Annotated in this window: 18 protein-coding genes and 1 tRNA gene; 7 read left to right on the top strand and 12 right to left on the bottom strand. The window is 58.9% G+C overall.

The window, feature by feature from the left end:
• Window position 1: 1 nt before the first annotated feature.
• From GS612_RS08020 to GS612_RS08040, 5 genes are all read right to left on the bottom strand, one after another.
• The gene (locus GS612_RS08020) at window positions 2–1,276 is read right to left on the bottom strand and encodes an ABC transporter permease (protein WP_171639605.1); all 1,275 of its coding nucleotides are present in this window, start codon (window positions 1,274–1,276) and stop codon (window positions 2–4) included.
• Window positions 1,277–1,348: 72 nt separating this feature from the next.
• A complete protein-coding gene (locus tag GS612_RS08025) occupies window positions 1,349–2,440 on the bottom strand; it encodes an extracellular solute-binding protein (RefSeq protein WP_152457797.1) in 1,092 nt (363 codons plus the stop codon).
• 103 nt (window positions 2,441–2,543) lie between these two features.
• Window positions 2,544–3,644, bottom strand: coding sequence for an ABC transporter ATP-binding protein (locus GS612_RS08030; RefSeq protein ID WP_152457796.1), 1,101 nt, complete (start codon window positions 3,642–3,644; stop codon window positions 2,544–2,546).
• A gap of 137 nt (window positions 3,645–3,781) precedes the next feature.
• A complete protein-coding gene (locus tag GS612_RS08035; RefSeq protein ID WP_171639606.1) occupies window positions 3,782–4,492 on the bottom strand; it encodes an aspartate/glutamate racemase family protein in 711 nt (236 codons plus the stop codon).
• Window positions 4,489–5,634, bottom strand: a complete 1,146-nt coding sequence (locus tag GS612_RS08040; RefSeq protein ID WP_171639607.1) for a Xaa-Pro peptidase family protein — start codon at window positions 5,632–5,634, stop codon at window positions 4,489–4,491. The genes GS612_RS08035 and GS612_RS08040 overlap by 4 nt, the downstream gene beginning before the upstream one ends.
• A gap of 195 nt (window positions 5,635–5,829) precedes the next feature.
• Here GS612_RS08040 and GS612_RS08045 point away from each other — a divergent pair, with 195 nt between their 5' ends.
• The gene (locus GS612_RS08045; RefSeq protein WP_171639608.1) at window positions 5,830–7,014 is read left to right on the top strand and encodes a M24 family metallopeptidase; all 1,185 of its coding nucleotides are present in this window, start codon (window positions 5,830–5,832) and stop codon (window positions 7,012–7,014) included.
• 33 nt (window positions 7,015–7,047) lie between these two features.
• On the opposite strand, the gene GS612_RS08050 is transcribed toward GS612_RS08045, so the two are convergent.
• Window positions 7,048–7,890, bottom strand: a complete 843-nt coding sequence (locus tag GS612_RS08050) for a LysR family transcriptional regulator (RefSeq protein WP_171639609.1) — start codon at window positions 7,888–7,890, stop codon at window positions 7,048–7,050.
• A gap of 106 nt (window positions 7,891–7,996) precedes the next feature.
• Here GS612_RS08050 and GS612_RS08055 point away from each other — a divergent pair, with 106 nt between their 5' ends.
• The 5 genes from GS612_RS08055 to GS612_RS08075 are packed head-to-tail and all read left to right on the top strand — an operon-like array spanning window position 7,997 to window position 12,796.
• Window positions 7,997–8,596 carry an amino acid synthesis family protein gene (locus GS612_RS08055; protein WP_171639610.1) on the top strand — a complete coding sequence of 200 codons (600 nt, stop codon included), beginning with the start codon at window positions 7,997–7,999 and terminating at the stop codon, window positions 8,594–8,596.
• Window positions 8,568–9,356: an alpha/beta fold hydrolase gene (locus tag GS612_RS08060; protein WP_171639611.1), complete on the top strand. Its 789-nt coding sequence runs from the start codon at window positions 8,568–8,570 to the stop codon at window positions 9,354–9,356. The genes GS612_RS08055 and GS612_RS08060 overlap by 29 nt, the downstream gene beginning before the upstream one ends.
• Window positions 9,353–10,270, top strand: a complete 918-nt coding sequence (locus tag GS612_RS08065; protein WP_171639612.1) for a flavin reductase family protein — start codon at window positions 9,353–9,355, stop codon at window positions 10,268–10,270. The genes GS612_RS08060 and GS612_RS08065 overlap by 4 nt, the downstream gene beginning before the upstream one ends.
• 3 nt (window positions 10,271–10,273) lie before the next feature.
• A complete protein-coding gene (locus GS612_RS08070; protein WP_171639613.1) occupies window positions 10,274–11,308 on the top strand; it encodes an LLM class flavin-dependent oxidoreductase in 1,035 nt (344 codons plus the stop codon).
• A gap of 9 nt (window positions 11,309–11,317) precedes the next feature.
• Window positions 11,318–12,796, top strand: a complete 1,479-nt coding sequence (locus tag GS612_RS08075) for an aldehyde dehydrogenase (RefSeq protein ID WP_171639614.1) — start codon at window positions 11,318–11,320, stop codon at window positions 12,794–12,796.
• Between the two features lie 424 nt (window positions 12,797–13,220).
• Here GS612_RS08075 and GS612_RS08080 read toward each other — a convergent pair whose 3' ends face one another.
• The 5 genes from GS612_RS08080 to GS612_RS08100 are packed head-to-tail and all read right to left on the bottom strand — an operon-like array spanning window position 13,221 to window position 16,867.
• Window positions 13,221–14,009, bottom strand: coding sequence for an SDR family NAD(P)-dependent oxidoreductase (locus GS612_RS08080; RefSeq protein ID WP_171639615.1), 789 nt, complete (start codon window positions 14,007–14,009; stop codon window positions 13,221–13,223).
• Between the two features lie 22 nt (window positions 14,010–14,031).
• Window positions 14,032–15,000 (bottom strand): LLM class oxidoreductase, encoded by a 969-nt coding sequence (locus tag GS612_RS08085; protein WP_171639616.1) that lies wholly within the window; start codon window positions 14,998–15,000, stop codon window positions 14,032–14,034.
• Between the two features lie 12 nt (window positions 15,001–15,012).
• Window positions 15,013–15,789: a CmcJ/NvfI family oxidoreductase gene (locus GS612_RS08090; RefSeq protein ID WP_171639617.1), complete on the bottom strand. Its 777-nt coding sequence runs from the start codon at window positions 15,787–15,789 to the stop codon at window positions 15,013–15,015.
• 49 nt (window positions 15,790–15,838) lie between these two features.
• Window positions 15,839–16,141, bottom strand: a complete 303-nt coding sequence (locus tag GS612_RS08095; protein WP_171639618.1) for a DUF1330 domain-containing protein — start codon at window positions 16,139–16,141, stop codon at window positions 15,839–15,841.
• Window positions 16,142–16,159: 18 nt separating this feature from the next.
• Complete coding sequence (locus GS612_RS08100) at window positions 16,160–16,867, bottom strand: NAD(P)H-dependent oxidoreductase (RefSeq protein WP_171639619.1); 708 nt, start codon at window positions 16,865–16,867, stop codon at window positions 16,160–16,162.
• A 111-nt stretch (window positions 16,868–16,978) separates the two neighbouring features.
• On the opposite strand from GS612_RS08100, the gene GS612_RS08105 reads away from it, so the two are divergent.
• Window positions 16,979–17,908: a LysR family transcriptional regulator gene (locus GS612_RS08105; RefSeq protein WP_171639620.1), complete on the top strand. Its 930-nt coding sequence runs from the start codon at window positions 16,979–16,981 to the stop codon at window positions 17,906–17,908.
• A gap of 52 nt (window positions 17,909–17,960) precedes the next feature.
• On the opposite strand, the gene GS612_RS08110 is transcribed toward GS612_RS08105, so the two are convergent.
• Window positions 17,961–18,050, bottom strand: a tRNA-Ser gene (locus GS612_RS08110).
• Window positions 18,051–18,159 lie beyond the last annotated feature (109 nt).

Below are 18,159 nucleotides of genomic sequence, written 5' to 3' on the forward strand. Positions count from 1 at the left end.
ATTATCCCAACTTCACGTTATCGATGCCCACGATCTTGTCGTAGACCCAGTAGAGCAACAGCACGACCGCCAGAAGGATCGTACCCAAGGCCGCGGCCAGCCCCCAGTTCAGTGAGGACGAGATGTGATAGGCGATCCGGTTCGAGATGAATACACCCTTGGTGCCGCCCACGATCTCGGGCGTGATGTAGTACCCGATCGCCAGAATGAACACGAGGATCGAACCGGCACCGATTCCGGGCACGGATTGCGGGAAGTAGATGCGCCAGAACGTCGTCCAGTTCGTTGCACCCATGGATTTGGCCGCACGCGTGTAAGACGGCGGAATGGTCTGCATCACCGAATACATTGGCAGGATCATGAACGGCAAAAGGATGTGTGTCATCGCGACGATAGTGCCGATCTGGTTGTTGATTATGATCAGCCGGGCGTCATCAGCGACCAGCCCCAACCAAACGAGGGTATCATTAATTACCCCCTGTTGCTGCAACATGACCTTCCAGGCGGATGTTCGCACCAGAAGGGACGTCCAGAAGGGCAAAAGGACCAGTATCATCAACAGGTTCGACACCCGCATCGGAAGTGTCGCCAACAGATAACTGACAGGGTAAGCAAGCAGGATACAAGCGCCCGTTATCACGAGCGACATGAACAGAGTACGTCCAAAAAGCTTGATCAGGATCTGCTTGTCTTCGGGTTGGGCCTGTGCGCCTTCCGGGGTTCTGCGCATGTCGACGGCATTCAGGAAGTAGCCATTGGTAATCACTGGCGAGTGGGTCTTGATCACCCGCCAGGTTTGCGGATCGCCCCATCCGTCATGAATCTCGATCAATTTTTCCTTGAACGGCCCATCCGTTTCAGGGTCCAGTTTTTTGATCTGGCGCCCGGACCTGCGGAACATCGAAGACATGCCAGTCTCTTCGTAGTTCAAACGCGAACCGAGCCTTGTGTGCTCTTTGTTGTCAATCGCAACAATCATGTCGCGGACAAAGGCCTCGTATACATCCTCACCCGGCAACTCACCTGACTGCTCGTCCCAGTTGTTCAGGGCTTCTACGGTCAAGGGAAGCGTGTCGGACACGATACTGTTTTCAACGGACCTGAACAGCATCGATGCAATGGGAACGATGAATGAAAACAGGACAAAGAGGAGAAGCGGAGCAACCAACAGCAACGCCCGGAGCTTTTGCCTGCGTAGCGACCGCGCCAGCGACTGCTTGAGCGGTGTTCCATCAGCGGCCAGCATAGGGCCCGCGTTTTGGGTGGCGTCGGTCATTGTTGCCCCTTGGCTTTTTTGGGGTCAGGGGCAGTTTCCCGCCCCTGACAGTGTCACCAATTCAAAACTGGATTATTGCGCCAGCCACGCCTGGAATTTGGCGTCGATGTCGTCACGGTAGTCCGCCCAGAACTCATAGTTGTACAGGAACGTGTTCTTGGCGTTTTCCGGATCGGTTGGCATATGGGGTGCCATATCGATACCCAGTTCGGCATGCTTACCCACCAGCGGAGCCGACGATGCACGGGCCGGGCCGTACGAGATGTACTTGGCCTGATCCGCCAGACGCTGGGTATCGGTCGCGAACATGATGTAGTCCAGCGCGCGCTTCTGACGCTCTTCGCTCAGACCGGCGGGAATGATCCAACCATCCAGATCGAACACCTGAGCGTCCCAAAGCATGGCGACCGGCTGCTTCTGCTCTTCGATTACGCTGAACAAACGGCCGTTATAGGTAGAACCCATGACAACCTCTCCATCGGCCAGCAGCTGCGGCGTGTCGGCACCCGCAGACCACCAGACAACGCTGTCTTTGATGGTGTCTAGCTTGGCCAGCGCCTGATCCTGACCTTCCGGAGTGGCCAGAACGTCATAGACATCTTCCTTCGCGACGCCATCGCACAAAAGGGCCCATTCCATATTGTTGATCGGGCGTTTTTCCAACGAGCGCTTGCCGGGGTAAGCTTCCAGATCAAACACAGCGCAGATATCGGTTGGGGGTGTATCGCCGACCAGGTCAGTACGGTAACCGAAGGTGGTTGAGTACACGATCTGCGGAATAAAGCAGTCGCTGACCAACAGGTCGCCGAAATCTTCGGAGGCAGGTGTGCCATCCGGCGCGGGGGCAAGCTGGGTGTCAAAGTCGATTTCCAGCGCAAGCCCTTCGTCACACAGACGAATTGCGTCTGCGGCCACAACATCGACCACGTCCCAGGTGATATTGCCGGCTTCATTCATCGCGCGCAGTTTTGCAACCGCTTCGGCCGAGCTGTCATCATTCAGGATGGTGACACCTGTCTTTTCAGAATAGGGCTCGTGATACGCCTTCAGCTGCGATTTGGAATAAGCGCCGCCCCAGGAAACGATCGTCATCTCCTCGGCGAACGCACCGCCGGCAACCGCCCCAACTGCAGCTGCTGTCAACAATGTTTTGGTTTTCTTCATGAATTACTCCCAGTTCTTCCCGTTTATGTGTGTGGTCGACTGATGCACGGGTTTTCACCAGCCGGTCCCTCAGTGAGGTCGCGCTTGTTCCGCGCGACTTGGCCTATGCGTCGAGCGCACGACAATCCTGAGCCAGCCAGCCGATCTCGATCTCCTGACCGGGGGTCAGGCGGATTGCGTCTGGCGCGTTCCGTGTTTTGACGATGAATTCATCATTTCCTGCAACGGACATGCGGAAACGGAATACGTCACCCATGTAGATGAACTCTTTGACAGTCGCTTTCAGCGTATGAGCATCGGCGTGCAAGCGATCCTTGTTGAATTCCACCCGCTCAGGCCGGATTGACACCTTTGTCCTTTCGCCCGGATTGCGAACATTTATCGGAACCGCGTCAATTTCAGAGCCATCATCAAGTTGGACAAGGCATGTGTCGCCATCAATTGATTTAATGACACCTTCCAAGGTGTTGTTTTCCCCGATGAATTGGGCAACAAAGCTGTTTTCTGGTTCTTCATAAAGTTGATCAGGCGGTGCAAGCTGCTGAATACGGCCATCATCGAACACAGCGACACGATCCGACATAGTCAACGCTTCGGTCTGGTCATGCGTCACATAGACCGTGGTAATTCCAAGCTCATGCGCAAGACGCGTGATTTCAAACTGCATATGCTCGCGCAGCTGTTTGTCCAGTGCGCCAAGGGGTTCATCCATCAACACCAGTTCGGGTTCAAAAACCAAGGCGCGCGCCAAGGCTATTCGTTGTTGTTGACCGCCAGACAACTGAGCCGGGCGTCGCCCACCAAACGCACCCATCTGAACCATGTCCAGGGCGCGCTGAACCTTTTCATCCCGTTCAGATTTGCCCAATTTGCGGACTTCCAAGGGGAATGAAAGGTTTTCGGCCACCGTCATATGCGGAAACAGGGCGTAGTTCTGGAAGACCATGCCAATCCCACGCTTGTGCGGTGGAATATTGTTGATGGGCTTCCCGTCAAGAAGGATTTCGCCATGTGTGGCGGTTTCGAATCCGGCAAGCATCATAAGGCAGGTTGTCTTTCCAGACCCGGACGGCCCGAGCATGGTCAGGAATTCGCCTTTTGGCATTGCTAGGTTGAGATCTTTGACGACGAGATTCTCGCCATCATAAGATTTTTGTACGCGTTGAAATTCAACAAACGCGGCATCGGTATTTGTGTCGGTCACAAGACCCCCTGTTGCGTCAAATGATTATCCGAGAGTTGCGGATTTCATTGATCTGTAGTCAGCAGTTAAGACCATGCAGTAGGCACTTGGCAACAATAGATGACGCATTTGCGAATTTTCATGTCATTTTTGCTGTTTCAATCCGCAAGATTGAGGCGGCACATATGCCATGCAAGGCTTTGATTACTTGAAAGAACAGGCTTGCCGATCCGCTTGCGAATCTCGGGGATGGCTTCCATCGTGCGCAGATTGGTACAGCTGAGGAAAACGGCCTCGACCGATGGATCAGATCCCAGTTTCGTCGCGGCCTCGATCACGGACTGCACCGAAATCCGAGCAACCTTTGCCTCTTCGGCCTGCCCGAATGTCCCGAAAACATCCATGGTTATCCCGTTTTCCGAAAAAGCAGCACGCAGCGGTGCGTTGACCTCTTCGACATAAGGCGACAGCAGCGCAAACTTCGACGCTCCAAGATCCGCGGCGCAGGCCGTGGCCGCGCGCAAAGGGTTCGTAACCTCTTTTGTATTGCACGACTGTTTGACAAGTTCCTCCACACGTTCTGAACCAATGACGGAACTTGCGGACGTGCAGCCATAACCCACCACCCGGAAAGGACGCGCGCTGGGCAGCAATCCCGCCGCCGCCGGCAGGGCCTTTTCCATCTCGGCCAGACTTTCCGGTGTCACTTCAATGCCGCTGGGTATCCGTGTTACGTACAGCGGGTTTTTCCGGTCCGAGAAATACGTGCTGAATTCCGGCTCGATCGTCTCGTCGACCTGAAGAACAATCAATCCAAGCGGCGGGGCTTGCGGGTCGTCCTCGTCAAGCGTGTAAGGCACGTAGGTCATATCTGGATCATCTCCGGCCCGATACGCGGACTGACAAAGAGCGGAACATCGTCTGTTACGACGATGTTTTCTTCGTGAACCAAGATCTTGCCACCAACGGCAATGCCCGGCTCCAAGGTCAGCACCATGCCGGGCTCAAGAACGGTCTGGTCCGTCGGGATGAGCGACGGCCATTCGGTCAGCGACATTCCCAACCCGTGCCCCAATCGACCGGCATCTGTGCCTTCGGATGCCTTGGTCAGCACCGTGTTCATGGCATGAAACAGCTCTGCTGCGGTGGCGCCGGGGCGGGCGATTTCGAATGCGGCATCCGACGCCTCGATCAGCCTGGCGTAAGCAGATTTCACGTCGGGACTTGCCGGGCCGACAGACCAGTTGCGGTCGAAGTCACTGAAATAACCATCCCAAACCAAGCCGGTATCAAGCATCAGTACGTCGCCATCCTTCAAGGGGGACGAAGACGCCGGCGATATTACGTCAGAGTAACCGCCCTGCTCTGCCCCACCTGCGAGGTACGGCACCCAGTCGGCACCCTCTTCCAGACAGAGTATCTGGAAACCGCGAAATACTTCATCCAAAGGCACGCCGGCCCGAGCAATCTCGGGAACTCGGGCGAAGGCCCGACCGGCTATGGCGCATGCGGTTTCGATTTTGGCGATTTCCGCCTCGGATTTGACCATGCGAAGTTGGCGCAAAATACCGCGATCTCCGGTGATGTGGCGCGAACCGAGCCTGTTTCGCAGGCGTTCAATATCCGACATGGGCATACGCGCGTGCGTCTCGTGACCATCGGGCATTCCGATACGGCCTTTGGGGGGTGTCAATTCCGTCAGGGCATCCGTCAAAAGCGAGACGCCGTCATCCTGAAGGTCGGGTGAGCTCCATGTTCGGATGTCGTCGATCCAGGTTTGTCCCATCAACGACGCGCCGATCGAGGGGATGACCGCAACCGGTTTACCAACCGCAGGCAGGATCATGAACCACGGGCGGGTCGGGCTTTCCCAGAATCTGGTCAGGTATCCGGTAAAGTAACGCACGTCGGTTTCCGTGGTCAGCAGCAGCGCCGACAGGCCAGCGGTATTCATCATCACCTGTGCGCGTTCGGTACGCGCCGCGAATTCTGCTGGCTCGAACCCTCTCATCCGGCGACCTCAGAAGTTATGCGCCGCATGCAGCCTGAACCGTTGAAACGACACCGCTTGAATGGCCCGGTGCCATGGCCCGTTCGGTGCGGATTGATATCGGCTGTCATGCAGCCCTCCTGAATTTTTGTTCGTTGACGTGAGCGGATCGGTAGGGTTCTGTCAACCAAAGTCTTTTGTTGACCGGAGGCGCCAATGACCCACTCTGATCCAGCCTTCAGCCGGGCGGAATATGATCGTCGTCTTGCCAAGACCCGAAAGGCGATGGCCGCAAAAGGAATTGACTGCCTTTTTGTCGAAGACCCTTCGAACATCGGATGGCTCACCGGGTATGAGGGCTGGTCTTTTTACGTTCACCAGGGTGTCTTGATCTTTCTTGACGCGGACCCGATCTGGTGGGGGCGCCGGCAGGATGCAAACGGCGCGCTGCGCACGGTGTGGATGGGGGACGATCGGGTTTTCGGATACGCCGATCACTTTGTGCAGTCGACCACGCGGCATCCTATGCAGGATCTGGCCCAGCTTATTGCAGACTGCGGACACGGCCGCAGCCGAATTGGGGTGGAGCTGGACAATTATTACTACTCGGCCAAAGCCCATATTACACTGACAACGGAACTGCCCGAGGCGACGCTGATGGATGCAACGGCCTTGGTCAACTGGCAACGGGTCGTGAAATCCGACGAAGAAATCGCCCTGATGCGCAAGGCGGCCCGAATTTCAGAGTTTGTGACTGACGGCGTGCTTGAACGCGTTGAACCCGGCCTGCGCAAGAACGAGCTGGTCGCACAGATATACCATGACGCGATAACGGGCGTCGGGGATGACTGGGGGGATTACGCGGCCATCGTACCACTTTTGCCGTCTGGCTCAGACGCCGCCGCGCCGCATCTGACCTGGAATGGAGATGTGTTCAAATCGGGCGAATGCACCTTCTTTGAGTTGTCCGGCTGCTATCGCCGATATCATGCTCCGTTCTGCCGGTCGGTATTTCTGGGTCAACCGCCTGATCATCTTAGAAGGGCCGAGGCGGCCTTGGTCGAGGGGTTGGAAGCGGGTCTGGAGGCTGCGCGCCCCGGCAATCGCGCAAAAGATATCGCCAAAGCGCTGGCGGCGCCTCTCGAACGTGCGGGGATCGAACGCGGTGCTCGCTGTGGCTATCCTGTCGGCCTCAGCTATCCTCCGGACTGGGGCGAACGCACGATCTCGCTGCGGGACGAAGACAATACGATCCTTGAAGCTGGCATGACATTTCACTTCATGCCCGGGCTCTGGATGGATGATTGGGGGCTTGCGATCACCGAAACCATCCTGATCAAGGAAAACGGTCCTGCAGAGTGTCTGTGCAAACGACCACGCAAAGTATTCGTCAAGCCCTGAGTGGTGCACGAACGATCCTAGGCCCGCGCCTGATCAAACACGTATCTGTTCAAGCAACCAGTCCCGAAACAATGCGGCCGCCGGATTGCTGGCATCGGCGGAAAGATAATACCCTTCGTTGCAGTCGACGGTGCTGTCATGTGCGCTTTCGACAAGACCGGTTATCATCGCATGTTTCGCCAGAAACTCGCTGATCAGGGCAACCCCGCTGCCATGAACCGCCAATTGAAGCGCCATGCCGAACGTATCGACGAAAACGGCAGGCTGCCGCTGCACGTCCTGCTTGTCGAACCACGTCTTCCATCCGCTTGAAGTGCCGACTGCCTCTATCAGGGGAAGGTCAAACGGATCCCCTGCAAGCGTCGGCGCCTTGAGAGCGACAAGCCTGTCCGGCCACAAACGTTCGGCCCCCCTGCCCACTTGTTTTTCCGATCCGAACCTGACCTGAACGTCAGCTTGCGACGCGTGAAAATCGTCAGGCCAGATTGCGCTGAGCAGCCGCACGCTGATCTCTGGATTGCGGGTGGTGAAGTCCGCGAGGTTTGGGGCGATGACCCATTGCGCGACGCTGACAGATGTGGCCACTGTCAGGACATCTCCTGGTGCGCTTGCGTCGGCCCTTCCGGCGGCGGCGGCAAGCGCCTCAAGCGCTCTGCCGACTTCGGGCAACAGTTTCCGCCCTGCATCCGTCAGGGCCAGACTGCGCGGATGCCTTATGAAAAGCGCTGTCCCCAGACGGATCTCAAGGGATTTCACCTGCTGACTGACGGCCGATTGGGTCAGGCCGATTTCCTCGGCCGCCGCGGTAAAACTCAGGGTCCGGGCCGCCGCCTCGAAGGATCGGAACCAGGTCAGGGGGGGAAGTGATTTTGCCATTGATCAAGTTAGCCATTAATCTTTTTAATGCGAAAGCACATAATTCAATCGTTTGTCAAAAATCACACCCGTTTCTACCTTTTCCCAGCGCGACAGGAGAGGTGTGATGAAGCCGGAAATACGCAAGATTGTTACCTACGACGAGGAGGTTCTTGTCGAGGGATTTCGCCCTGCGGAAATGCCATGGCGCATGTTTGCCGTGGCCGCAGTGATTACCAATCCCTGGGCGGGTCGATATGTCGAAGACCTCAAACCGGAAATCCAAGCATATGGCCCCGTATTAGGAAAGATGATGACGGACCGCATGATCGCGTTGGCCGGCAGTGGCGACGCAATCGAAGCCTATGGCAAGGCAGCCGTCGTCGGATTGAATGGCGAGGTCGAGCACGCCTCGGGCATTATTCATACCCTTCGGTTCGGCAATCACTACCGGCAGGCTGTCAGCGCGAAATCCTATCTGGCTTTCACGAACACGCGCGGCCCCGCAAATGCGCCGATCATGGTGCCATTGATGGACAAAAACGATGCCGGGCGGCGGTCTCACTACCTGACCGTTCAATTCTCGATCCCGGACGCACCGCGCGAAGACGAAATTGTCGTCGTGCTGGGGGCGGCAACCTCGGGCAGACCGCATCACCGGATCGGCGACCGGTATCAGGATCTCAAGGATTTGGGCCATGACGTGGACAACCCGGCCGCGGTCTGAAATCGGCGGGCTGGCCGCCATCCAGACAGGCGCAGGTCCGGACATCCTGTTGCTTCACGGGGTTGGCCTGCGGGCCGAAGCCTGGGGCGCGCAGTTGGACGGGTTGGCGTCTGAAGCGCGCCTGACGGCACCGGACATGCCCGGTCACGGCGAAAGCCCGCTGAGGTTTTTCGGTACGGAACTGTCGGAATACAGCGAAGCTGCACACAACGTGCTGGGCAATCTGAACGGTCCGGTCCTTGTTGTCGGCCACTCGATGGGCGCGATGATGGCGTTGGACCTTGCCGCCAAGGCGCCCGACCGGATTTGCGGTGTCGTGGCAATGAATGCCGTTTTTGAACGCAGTGCAAAGGCCGCGCTGGCGGTTCAGGAACGTGCGGCGGGACTGGATGGAGAAACACCGGTTGACCCAACCAGCACGCTGCGCCGGTGGTTTGGTGACATCGGTTCACCTGAACGTGATGCCTGCTGCGAATGGCTGACGGCCATGGATCCGGCTGCTTACAAGCTGGCCTATACGGTTTTTGCCCAAGGCCAAAATCCGCGGCGCGAAGCGCTGGAGAAACTCGCCTGCCCCGCGCTGTTCATAACCGGCAGTCAGGAGCCGAACTCCACCCCAGACATGTCGCGTAAAATGGCCGAAGTCACCCCGAACGGCCGCGCGCTGATCATCGATGGGGCGGCCCATATGATGCCGATGACACATGCAAGTCAGATCGACGCCGCCATTTCCAGCTTTCAAAGCGAGGTGCAATCATGACCGAACTCGACCCCCGCGACCTCCGGCGGGCATTCGGCAAATTCATGACCGGCGTGACCGTCGTTACCACACGCAGCGCCTCTGGCACGGCCTTGGGCTTCACGGCAAATTCCTTCACTTCGGTCTCGCTCGACCCGCCGCTGTTGATCGTCTGCCCCGGCAAGAACTTGTCTTCATACGGCGAATTCTCGACCTGCACCCATTTCACGGTGAGTGTTCTGGCCGAGGGGCAAGAGGATGTGTCCAACACTTTCGCCGGCTTCAAAGGTGACCGGTTCGCCAAAATCGACCATGACCTCGACGCGCGAGAGATCCCTTTGATCAACGGCGCGGTCGCGACATTCTCCTGCCGGACCCACCAAGTGATCGAGGCAGGAGACCATTGCGTTCTGATCGGACAGGTCGAAACCTATTCCCACAACGACCGCCCGGCGCTGGGCTACGCGAACGGGCAGTATTTCAGCCTTGGGCTGGAACGGGGGGCGCTTGAACCGACGGGGCGCAGGATTGTCTGTGGCGCAATCATCGAACACAAAGGCCGCGTGCTGCTTGAGAAAACGGAAGCCGGTTTCAGACCGCCGCAGGTCACATTGTCCGACCCGCGACAGGTGCGCGACAGCCTTCGGCAGGATCTGCATGATCGTGGCATCGACGCACGTCTTGGCGTCGTCTACTCGGTCTATGACGATGCCACAGCGCATAATGTCTACATATTGGGCAATGCGCCGGAACCTCCCAAACACGGCAAGCTTGAGGCCGTCGCGATTGAAGACCTGGCAACCCTTGCCTACTCGACGACGCCAATCACCACCATGATTTCTCGTTTCGCGCTGGAAAGCCGAACCCGCGACTTCTCACTGTATCTGGGCAGTGCGCAGCAAGGCGACGTGCACAGCTTTTCTGAAAGGACCTGATGGATGGAGTTTTCCCTTTTCGCACACATGGAACGGCTGAGCCCCAATCAACCCCATGAGAAGCTGTATGAAGAATTCATCGCGCTGTGTAAAATGGCCGATGAGGCGGGAATGCGCGCCGTCTGGACCGGCGAGCACCACGGGATGGACTTTACGATCGCGCCCAACCCTTTGATGTCTTTAGTCGATATCGCACATCACACCAAGAACGTGCGGCTTGGCACGGGTACAGTTGTTGCACCGTTCTGGCATCCGATCAAACTGGCGGGCGAAACGGCTGCGGCGGACCTGATGACAGGCGGCCGTATCGAGCTGGGCATCGCCCGCGGCGCCTATTCGTATGAATATGAACGGATGATGCCGGGAATGGATGCCTGGGACGCTGGCCAGCGCATGCGGGAAATCGCGCCGCTTTTGCCCCGGTTGTGGGAGGGTGACTGCGCCCATCATGGAGAATATTTCAAATTCCCTGCCACCACCTCGGCCCCCAAACCGGTGCAACCCGGCGGGCCGCCTATCTGGATCGCAGCGCGGGATCCGAACAGTCATGAATTCGGTGTGCAGAACGGCTTCAACATTCAGGTCACACCACTCTGGCAGGGCATGCATGAGATCGAAACGCTGATGGGCCGCTTTGAAGATGCGTGCGCAAACCATGAGGGGCCGCGCCCCAAGATCATGCTGCTGCATCACACTTACGTTGGCAGCGACGATGATGATCTGGGTCAGGCCGCTCGGGAATTGTCGCGCTTCTACAACTATTTCGGGGCCTGGTTTCAAAACAAGCGGCCGGTCCGGCAGGGCTTGATCCAGACGTTGACGGATGAAGAGATTGCGGCCAACGCGATGATGGCACCGGAAAACCTGGCGCGCGATCTGACTGTCGGAACCCCGGATGGGGTCACGGAACGTCTGAAGCGATACGAAGATCTGGGCTATGATGAGTATTCGTTCTGGATAGACAGCGGCATGAGTTTCGAACGCAAACGCGCATCGCTGGCCCGTTTCATCGACGACGTCATGCCGAAGTTTCAGTGAGGATCGATGATGCATCAGAAACCACATTTCCAGCTTTATATCGACGGCACGCGGACCGAAGGGGCACGCGGGCAAGTGATGCATTCGCAAAACCCGGCGACGGGCCAGGACTGGTCCAGTTTCGCCTGCGCCGCACCCGAAGACGTTGACCGCGCCGTGTCCGCGGCGCGTCGGTCACTTGATGATCCCGCGTGGCGCGACATGACGCAAACCGCACGCGGCAAACTGTTGTTCAAACTTGCCCAGCTGATCGAGGAAAACGCCGGACACCTGGGCCAACTTGAGACCACAGACAGCGGCAAGCTACTTGCCGAAACCGCAAGCCAAACAGCCTATGTCGGTGACTATTATCGATATTATGCAGGGCTTGCGGACAAGATCGAAGGGGCGGTTCTGCCGATCGACAAACCGGACATGCACGTCTTCACCAAACGCGAACCGATTGGCGTGGTGGTCGCAATCGTCCCCTGGAACGCACAGATGTTCCTGACCGCGACCAAGCTTGGCCCCGCGATAGCAGCAGGCTGTTCGGTCGTGCTGAAGGCCTCTGAAATTGCGCCCGCTCCGATGCTGGAGTTCGCGCGGCTGATCGATGAAGCTGGTTTTCCGCCCGGTGTCGTCTCTGTCATTACGGGGGATGCCGAAAACTGCGCCATCCCGCTTACCCGGCACCCGGACGTGGACCGGATCGCATTCACCGGCGGCCCGGAAACAGCGCGCCATGTCGTGCGCAATTCGGCTGAGAACTTTGCGGTGACCACTTTGGAACTGGGCGGGAAATCCCCGATCATCGTCTTTGAGGATGCCAATCTGGATGGCGCCGCCAATGGTTTGATTGCGGGAAACTTCGGTGCCTCGGGTCAAAGTTGCGTGGCCGGTTCGCGCGGGTTGATACATCGCCCGGTACTGGCAGCGCTTGTTGACAAGATCGAAGAGAAGATGAAGGGCGTCGCAATCGGCGACCCGTTGGAAACGGCCACCCATATTGGCCCGCTCTGCACCGCAGCTCAGGTGGACAGAATTCAGGCGACTTTGGCGAAAGCCACAGAACAAGGCGCACGCATCCGCTTCGGGGGGAAACCTCTGGACCGGCCGGGCAACTTCATGGCCCCTACGCTGGTGGAATGTTCGAACCCAGAGACCGAGACGCTGAAGGTCGAAATGTTCGGCCCCGTGATGTCTCTGCTGCCATTCGATACGGAAGAAGAAGCGATCGCATTGGCCAACGACTCGCTGTTCGGGCTTGGCTCCGGCGTTTTCACTGAAAATGTCGCCCGCGCCCATCGGGTTTCATCCCGTCTGAAATCGGGAATTTGTTGGATCAACACGTATCGCGCCGTGTCCCCGATTGCTCCGTTTGGTGGCTACAATCAATCCGGCTATGGCAGAGAAGCCGGGATCGAGGCAATTCACGATTACACAAGGACCAAAACCGTATGGTTGAATACGTCGGAACAGCCAATGTCGAACCCATTCATCATGCGGTAACAAGATCCTGCTGCATTGTTTTGTCAAAGCTGTCGGACTTTAGCGTTTAGGGTCACCTACAAAACCTTCTTGCAACTGTTCCAGCCAAATAGCTGCGTCTTCAAATCTCTTACACGCAATAAAGTCCGAGTTTTGAGCCAGCATCTTTTCACCAATCTCGTCCTCAGAGTTTTGCGGTCGCACGAGGGAATATCTGCAAAGAGATAATAATATCTGGTGCCCATCAGATGTAGTGACGAAGGCGGTGGGTCTGGTGTCGAAAACCTGTTCCGGTAGTCCCAACTGCGCGCATCGCAGGTCCCAGACGCCCACCTGCCGCTTTGGCTTGCCGGAGGCATGGCCACTGAGGTCGAAGCACTGTGCCTGGCCCAAGCGGGACCGACCACCTCAAAGCCGGCGCAAGAGCAACGGGCATATCGCAGGTCTAAACTCCGCCGCCGGTCAACGCCGCGATAGCATCCTTGACCCGCGCCGCGTGATCGCGGTCGGCCGCCGCCGAGTGTGGATCAGCAAAATGCCCGCTGTCATTGTCGAAATACAGCCCCGAGGCATCAGCAAATTCGTCCGACAGCGCGGCCCGTCGCAGGATATCAGCGCCGATCGCCAAGTCATTGCCGGCCATTCCAAAACCCTCTCGGACCATCTTTGAGGCCAGAAGCGAGCCAGGGTTGACCGCGACAAAGACTGGGCCCGTTGGGTACGCGCGCGCCATTTCCCGTGACCAGATCGTGATCGCCAGCTTGCTTTGCGCATAGGCCTCCATGTCACTTAATTGCCGCTTACCGCGCATCGCTTCTACATCCACCGGCGCCTGCGCGGCCGATGAAAGGTTCACCACGCGCCCTTCAGCGGGGATGATCGGCAACAGCCGTCGGGTCAGCACATGGGGCGTCAGCGCGTTTACCACGAACCGAACATCCATCCCGTCGGCCCGGCGTGGGTGCGGAGTCTTGTAGACACCGGCATTGTTGATCAGAACGTCCAGCCGGTCGTGCCGGGCGCGCACGGCGTCTGCAAGCGTGGCGGCTTCGTCCAGATCGGAAAGATCGGCGCGGAAGGTCTCGGGGTTGCCGCCAACCGTCTGCGCGGCGGCCTGCAGTTTGTCAGAGCTGCGTCCGTGCAGCAGCACGCGGTGGCCTTCGGCCGCCAGTGTCTTGGCGGTCAACAGGCCGATGCCGTCGGTCGCGCCGGTGATCAGGATAGTCTTGGGCATTGCGGCCTCCTTGGGGATGAAATCAGTCGTGAAACTCGGGCAGAACCTCGTCGGCCAGCCGGTGCAGGGTGGGTTCGATCCCGGCCACGTTAAAGCGCAGGTTCAGTGCCACGTGGTTGATGCCCAAATCGCGGATCTCGTGCAGGTAGCGACGCAGGTAATCGGTGCCGGCACTGAACCCAAGATGGATCGGGCGCGGCGGAGCGTCGGCTTGGTCCACCAGATCAACATAGAGCGACTGCATCACCGGTTTGTCGGGCAAGCCGGCCTGTGCCACACGCGCTCGATAGTCGGCCACAACGCGGGACTGCGCCGCCGCACCACGCGGATAGGTCATCCAGCCGTCACCGTGGCGCGCCACCCACTCTGGCGTCTGCTGGCTGCCACCGGTGATGAGCAGCGGCAAGCGCCCGGCAGCAGGCTTAGGCAACATGTCGATACCGCCAGAGAGGTCGCCCTGCGGGTTATCCAGTCGCGGGTAATCCTGCGCCATGGCGCGGATATAGGCGAGGCTGTCACGGAAGCGCGCCCCGCGATCAGAGAAATCCTTGTTCAGCGCCGGGTATTCCTCGGGACGATCCCCCGAGGCCACACCCAGAAGCAGCCGCCCGCCCGACAGCTGGTCGGCCGAGGCTGCCGCCTTGGCCACATGGGCCGGGTGCCGTAATGGCAGCACGATCGAAGCCACGCCAAGCGCGATGTCGCGCGTCGCAACACCCAGCGCGCCGAGATAGACGAAAGGATCGAACATCTGTCCCGCATCGCCGAACGAGGGCACGTTGAAGGGCACGTCTCGCAGCCAAAGCGCGGCAAAGCCCAGTTCGTCGGCCAGCACGGCACGCTCCAGATGGCGCGTCATAGTAGGTACCGGATCGTTGCGGTTTGCCTCGAGCGGGACCACAAGCCCAATGCTCAGCCTACCAGGGCGGAACACCGCGTTGAACGCGCGGTTGAGTGGCGCGAAGTTTGGCGTGTTGGATTTGTCCAGCATTTTCTGCCTTTCTCAGAACCGCACCAGCGCCCGGCTTTCCAGGCTTTTGCGGATGGTTTGCAGATCGGGATCTTCGGCAAGATCAATCGCGCTGTGGCCCACCGTTGGACGGCCGCGATTGTCGTAGATGTTGAACCAGACGATCTCGTCCGGCGTCATGCGCGACAGATACACCCAATCATGACGCGGATTGGCCGCCAGACCGAGGATACGACCGCGCCGGTCGGGATAGATCAAGTCGATGTCGATCCAGTCCGCGTCGTCCACGGTTGCGGGGCGGACGAAACCCAGCGGGGCGGTGTTGATCGGGTTTTCCACCGGCCGCCACAGGTTAACGAAGGCGTAATGCCCCGCCGCCCAATCGCGCGCCCGCTCGGGCCCGAGGATGTCCACCAGCCGCTGGTGCGCACCTTGCGGGCTCAGGTCGCTGTGCACGTTGCGCGCGGGGCGGCGGTTGGCTGCCGGGTCGTCAATGCGCAACGTGTGGTCGAAGAACAGCACCTCGCGCGCGCCGATCCGGTCGCACAGCAGCTCGGCCAGTTCGCGGTCGTAGACCTTCTGCCAGCCGGGGGATTCGAAACTGGTCACCCGCGTCGGTGCCACACCAAATTCGAACCCGTCAGAGACAAAGCTGGCCCCTGCCCGCCCGGCACGCAGATCGGTCAGCGCCACCTCGGTCGCGGCCAGTTCGGGCGAGACCAGATTGCCAGCGATGCTGTCCGCGTCCAGCACGAATGCCTGCGGCGCGGGCTTGTGAACATGATAATTGACGGTTCCGGTCCGGGTCATGAAAGCCTCCTTGGGGGTGCCGGCCCGGCATACCGGGCCAGTGCTGCATTCAGGCGAGGTCGTCCTGCCCCGCGATCAGGTAGTGACGGCTGACCGAGCCCTTGGTGCGGGCGGCCAGGTGCGGTGCATAGGCCGAGTCCGCCATGAAGGCGCGGGCCGCCTCTTCCGAAGGCCACTCGATGATGATCCTCAGCCCGGCGGGCTGATCCTCGCCTTCCATCTGCGCGTGGGTCGCGGTACGCGCAAGATACTTGCCGCCATGGGCCGCCACGCGTTCGTTGGCGGTGGGCAGGTAGCCGGGGATCCAGTCCTCGGCGGTGGGGGTGACGTCCAGAACGGAATAATAGGTCATCGTGTATCTCCGTCGGGGTCAGAACCAAGCGACGGTGTCTTGCATCGTGCGGCGGGTCTTGGGGAATTCAGGATCTTTCGCGCGATGACCAAAGGCGAACATCACCGCCGGTTTCCATTTCGCGGTATCGACGCCGAAATGTTCGGCCACCGTCTGCGTCGTTCGCTCCATGTCGAAGCCCTCGATCGGGCAGCTGTCGATCCCCATCAGCGCACCGGCGGTCATCATGTTGGCCAGCACGATATAGGCCTGCTTGCCCGACCAGTCGGTGATCTCGCGGTCAGAGGTGATCTTGTGATCCTCGGCCTGGAACTTGCCGTATGCGCCGTTGAAGATCTCGATCACTTCCTCGGGCAGCTGCTTCACTTGCCGGTAGTGGTCTTGCAGATAATCCGATTCGGCGCGCATCAGTTCGCCCGTCGCCGCAAGGATGATGCCGAAATGGCTGGCGGTGCCAAGCTGGCCGGTCGACCCGTTCATCATCCCGTTGGCACCCCATGAAAACTCGCGGAACAGCTCGCGCTTGTCGGGCGACTGGATCATCAGGATGCGGAAGGGCTCGTGCCCGAACGAAGTGGGCGAAAGGCGTGCAGCCTCGAGGATCGTCTCGAAGTCAGCGTCGCTCACCTTGCGTTCAGGGTCGAAGATCTTGGTGGCATGGCGAGAATTGAAGGCCTCAATGATCTGCGCGTTGATATCGGTCTTCACCTCGGTGATCGCGTTCATTTTATGTCTCCCTTGGGGTGTGTGTCGGTGTGCACCTGACTTATCACTTGCAAGAACAAGAAAAAGGTGGTGAAAAATAAGTTCAGTTTTCGTATTTTGGATATAATCTATATGGATACCGACAGCCTGCGCCTGTTCGTCATGGCGGCCGAACGGCTCAATATCAGCGCCGCCGGGCGCGAGCTTGGTCTTGCACCGGCGGTCTCGAGTGCCAGGCTGGCCAAGCTTGAGAACGAACTTGGCGTCGAGCTTTTGCACCGCACCACGCGCAAGGTGTCGTTGTCATTGGAAGGGTCGGAGTTTCTGCCTTATGCGCGTGAAATTCTCGCCCAGACGGATGCAGCGCGCGCTGCCCTCGGAGGCACGGATACCGGCCCCACAGGCACCTTGCGTTTCGCGGCCCCCAGCAGTTTTGCCCAGTTGCACATCATGCCGCTCTTGCCCGAGTTTCATCAACGCTATCCCGACCTGACGCTGGACCTGCGACTGTCGGACAAGCCCTTCGACGCCATCGAGGGCAGTTTCGACCTAGCCCTGCGCAACGCGCCGCTGGCAGATAGCAGCCTCAAGGGGCGCAAACTTTCAGATGACATCCGCCTGCTCTGCGCTGCGCCGGAATATCTCAAGCAGCACGGAGTGCCTTCGACACCCGAGGATCTGACGGGGCATCGTTTCATCGCGTGGGCCAATCTCGACCGGCGCGAACTGGTTGATCCTGCTGGTCAGAAGGCGGTCCTGAACCCGCGCGCGATAATCAGCCGAACCATCGTCGATGACGGCACCGCGCAACGCGAGGCAACGCTTGCCGGAGCGGGGCTTTCGATCAACTCACTCTGGAGCGTGGCCCATGAACTGCGCTCCGGGCGGCTCAGGCAGGTATTGCCTGACTGGCGGCTGAATGATCATGCAGGGCTGTGGCTGATCTATCCGCGCTCGAACGTGCTGACGCCCAAGACACGAATCTTCATGGATTTTCTCGTCGAAAAACTCGGCGGCAGGTCTGGCACCGGCTGGGTCGAAGCGCAGCAGGACAGCCTGTAATCGTGCATCGCCTTCGCGGACAGGTGCAGTTCAAGTTTCGCAATGGTGATGGTGGCGGAGAGACAGGGATTCGAACCCTGGAGACGGTTTCCCGCCTACACACTTTCCAGGCGTGCGCCTTCGACCACTCGGCCACCTCTCCGTGCCGGCGATATTTGGACGAATGCCGTCGGATTTGCAAGGCCCCAATTCGACGAATTCAGGGGAATAGCGCAATTTAATCAATGCACCCACCGAGGGGTGATCACAGG

Origin of the sequence: Ruegeria sp. HKCCD6157, from assembly GCF_013110685.1 — a bacterium.
Lineage (GTDB): Bacteria > Pseudomonadota > Alphaproteobacteria > Rhodobacterales > Rhodobacteraceae > Ruegeria.

Excerpts from the sequence above, each read along its gene's own strand:
- GS612_RS08055 (WP_171639610.1), top strand. The coding sequence starts at position 7,997 with ATGAAGCCGGAAATACGCAAGATTGTTACCTACGACGAGGAGGTTCTT.
- GS612_RS08105 (WP_171639620.1), top strand. The coding sequence starts at position 16,979 with ATGGATACCGACAGCCTGCGCCTGTTCGTCATGGCGGCCGAACGGCTC.
- GS612_RS08065 (WP_171639612.1), top strand. The coding sequence starts at position 9,353 with ATGACCGAACTCGACCCCCGCGACCTCCGGCGGGCATTCGGCAAATTC.
- GS612_RS08050 (WP_171639609.1), bottom strand. The coding sequence starts at position 7,890 with ATGGCAAAATCACTTCCCCCCCTGACCTGGTTCCGATCCTTCGAGGCG.
- GS612_RS08095 (WP_171639618.1), bottom strand. The coding sequence starts at position 16,141 with ATGACCTATTATTCCGTTCTGGACGTCACCCCCACCGCCGAGGACTGG.
- GS612_RS08040 (WP_171639607.1), bottom strand. The coding sequence starts at position 5,634 with ATGAGAGGGTTCGAGCCAGCAGAATTCGCGGCGCGTACCGAACGCGCA.
- GS612_RS08085 (WP_171639616.1), bottom strand. The coding sequence starts at position 15,000 with ATGCTGGACAAATCCAACACGCCAAACTTCGCGCCACTCAACCGCGCG.
- GS612_RS08020 (WP_171639605.1), bottom strand. The coding sequence starts at position 1,276 with ATGACCGACGCCACCCAAAACGCGGGCCCTATGCTGGCCGCTGATGGA.
- GS612_RS08060 (WP_171639611.1), top strand. The coding sequence starts at position 8,568 with ATGACGTGGACAACCCGGCCGCGGTCTGAAATCGGCGGGCTGGCCGCC.
- GS612_RS08100 (WP_171639619.1), bottom strand. The coding sequence starts at position 16,867 with ATGAACGCGATCACCGAGGTGAAGACCGATATCAACGCGCAGATCATT.
- GS612_RS08090 (WP_171639617.1), bottom strand. The coding sequence starts at position 15,789 with ATGACCCGGACCGGAACCGTCAATTATCATGTTCACAAGCCCGCGCCG.
- GS612_RS08080 (WP_171639615.1), bottom strand. The coding sequence starts at position 14,009 with ATGCCCAAGACTATCCTGATCACCGGCGCGACCGACGGCATCGGCCTG.
- GS612_RS08075 (WP_171639614.1), top strand. The coding sequence starts at position 11,318 with ATGCATCAGAAACCACATTTCCAGCTTTATATCGACGGCACGCGGACC.
- GS612_RS08045 (WP_171639608.1), top strand. The coding sequence starts at position 5,830 with ATGACCCACTCTGATCCAGCCTTCAGCCGGGCGGAATATGATCGTCGT.
- GS612_RS08070 (WP_171639613.1), top strand. The coding sequence starts at position 10,274 with ATGGAGTTTTCCCTTTTCGCACACATGGAACGGCTGAGCCCCAATCAA.
- GS612_RS08025 (WP_152457797.1), bottom strand. The coding sequence starts at position 2,440 with ATGAAGAAAACCAAAACATTGTTGACAGCAGCTGCAGTTGGGGCGGTT.
- GS612_RS08035 (WP_171639606.1), bottom strand. The coding sequence starts at position 4,492 with ATGACCTACGTGCCTTACACGCTTGACGAGGACGACCCGCAAGCCCCG.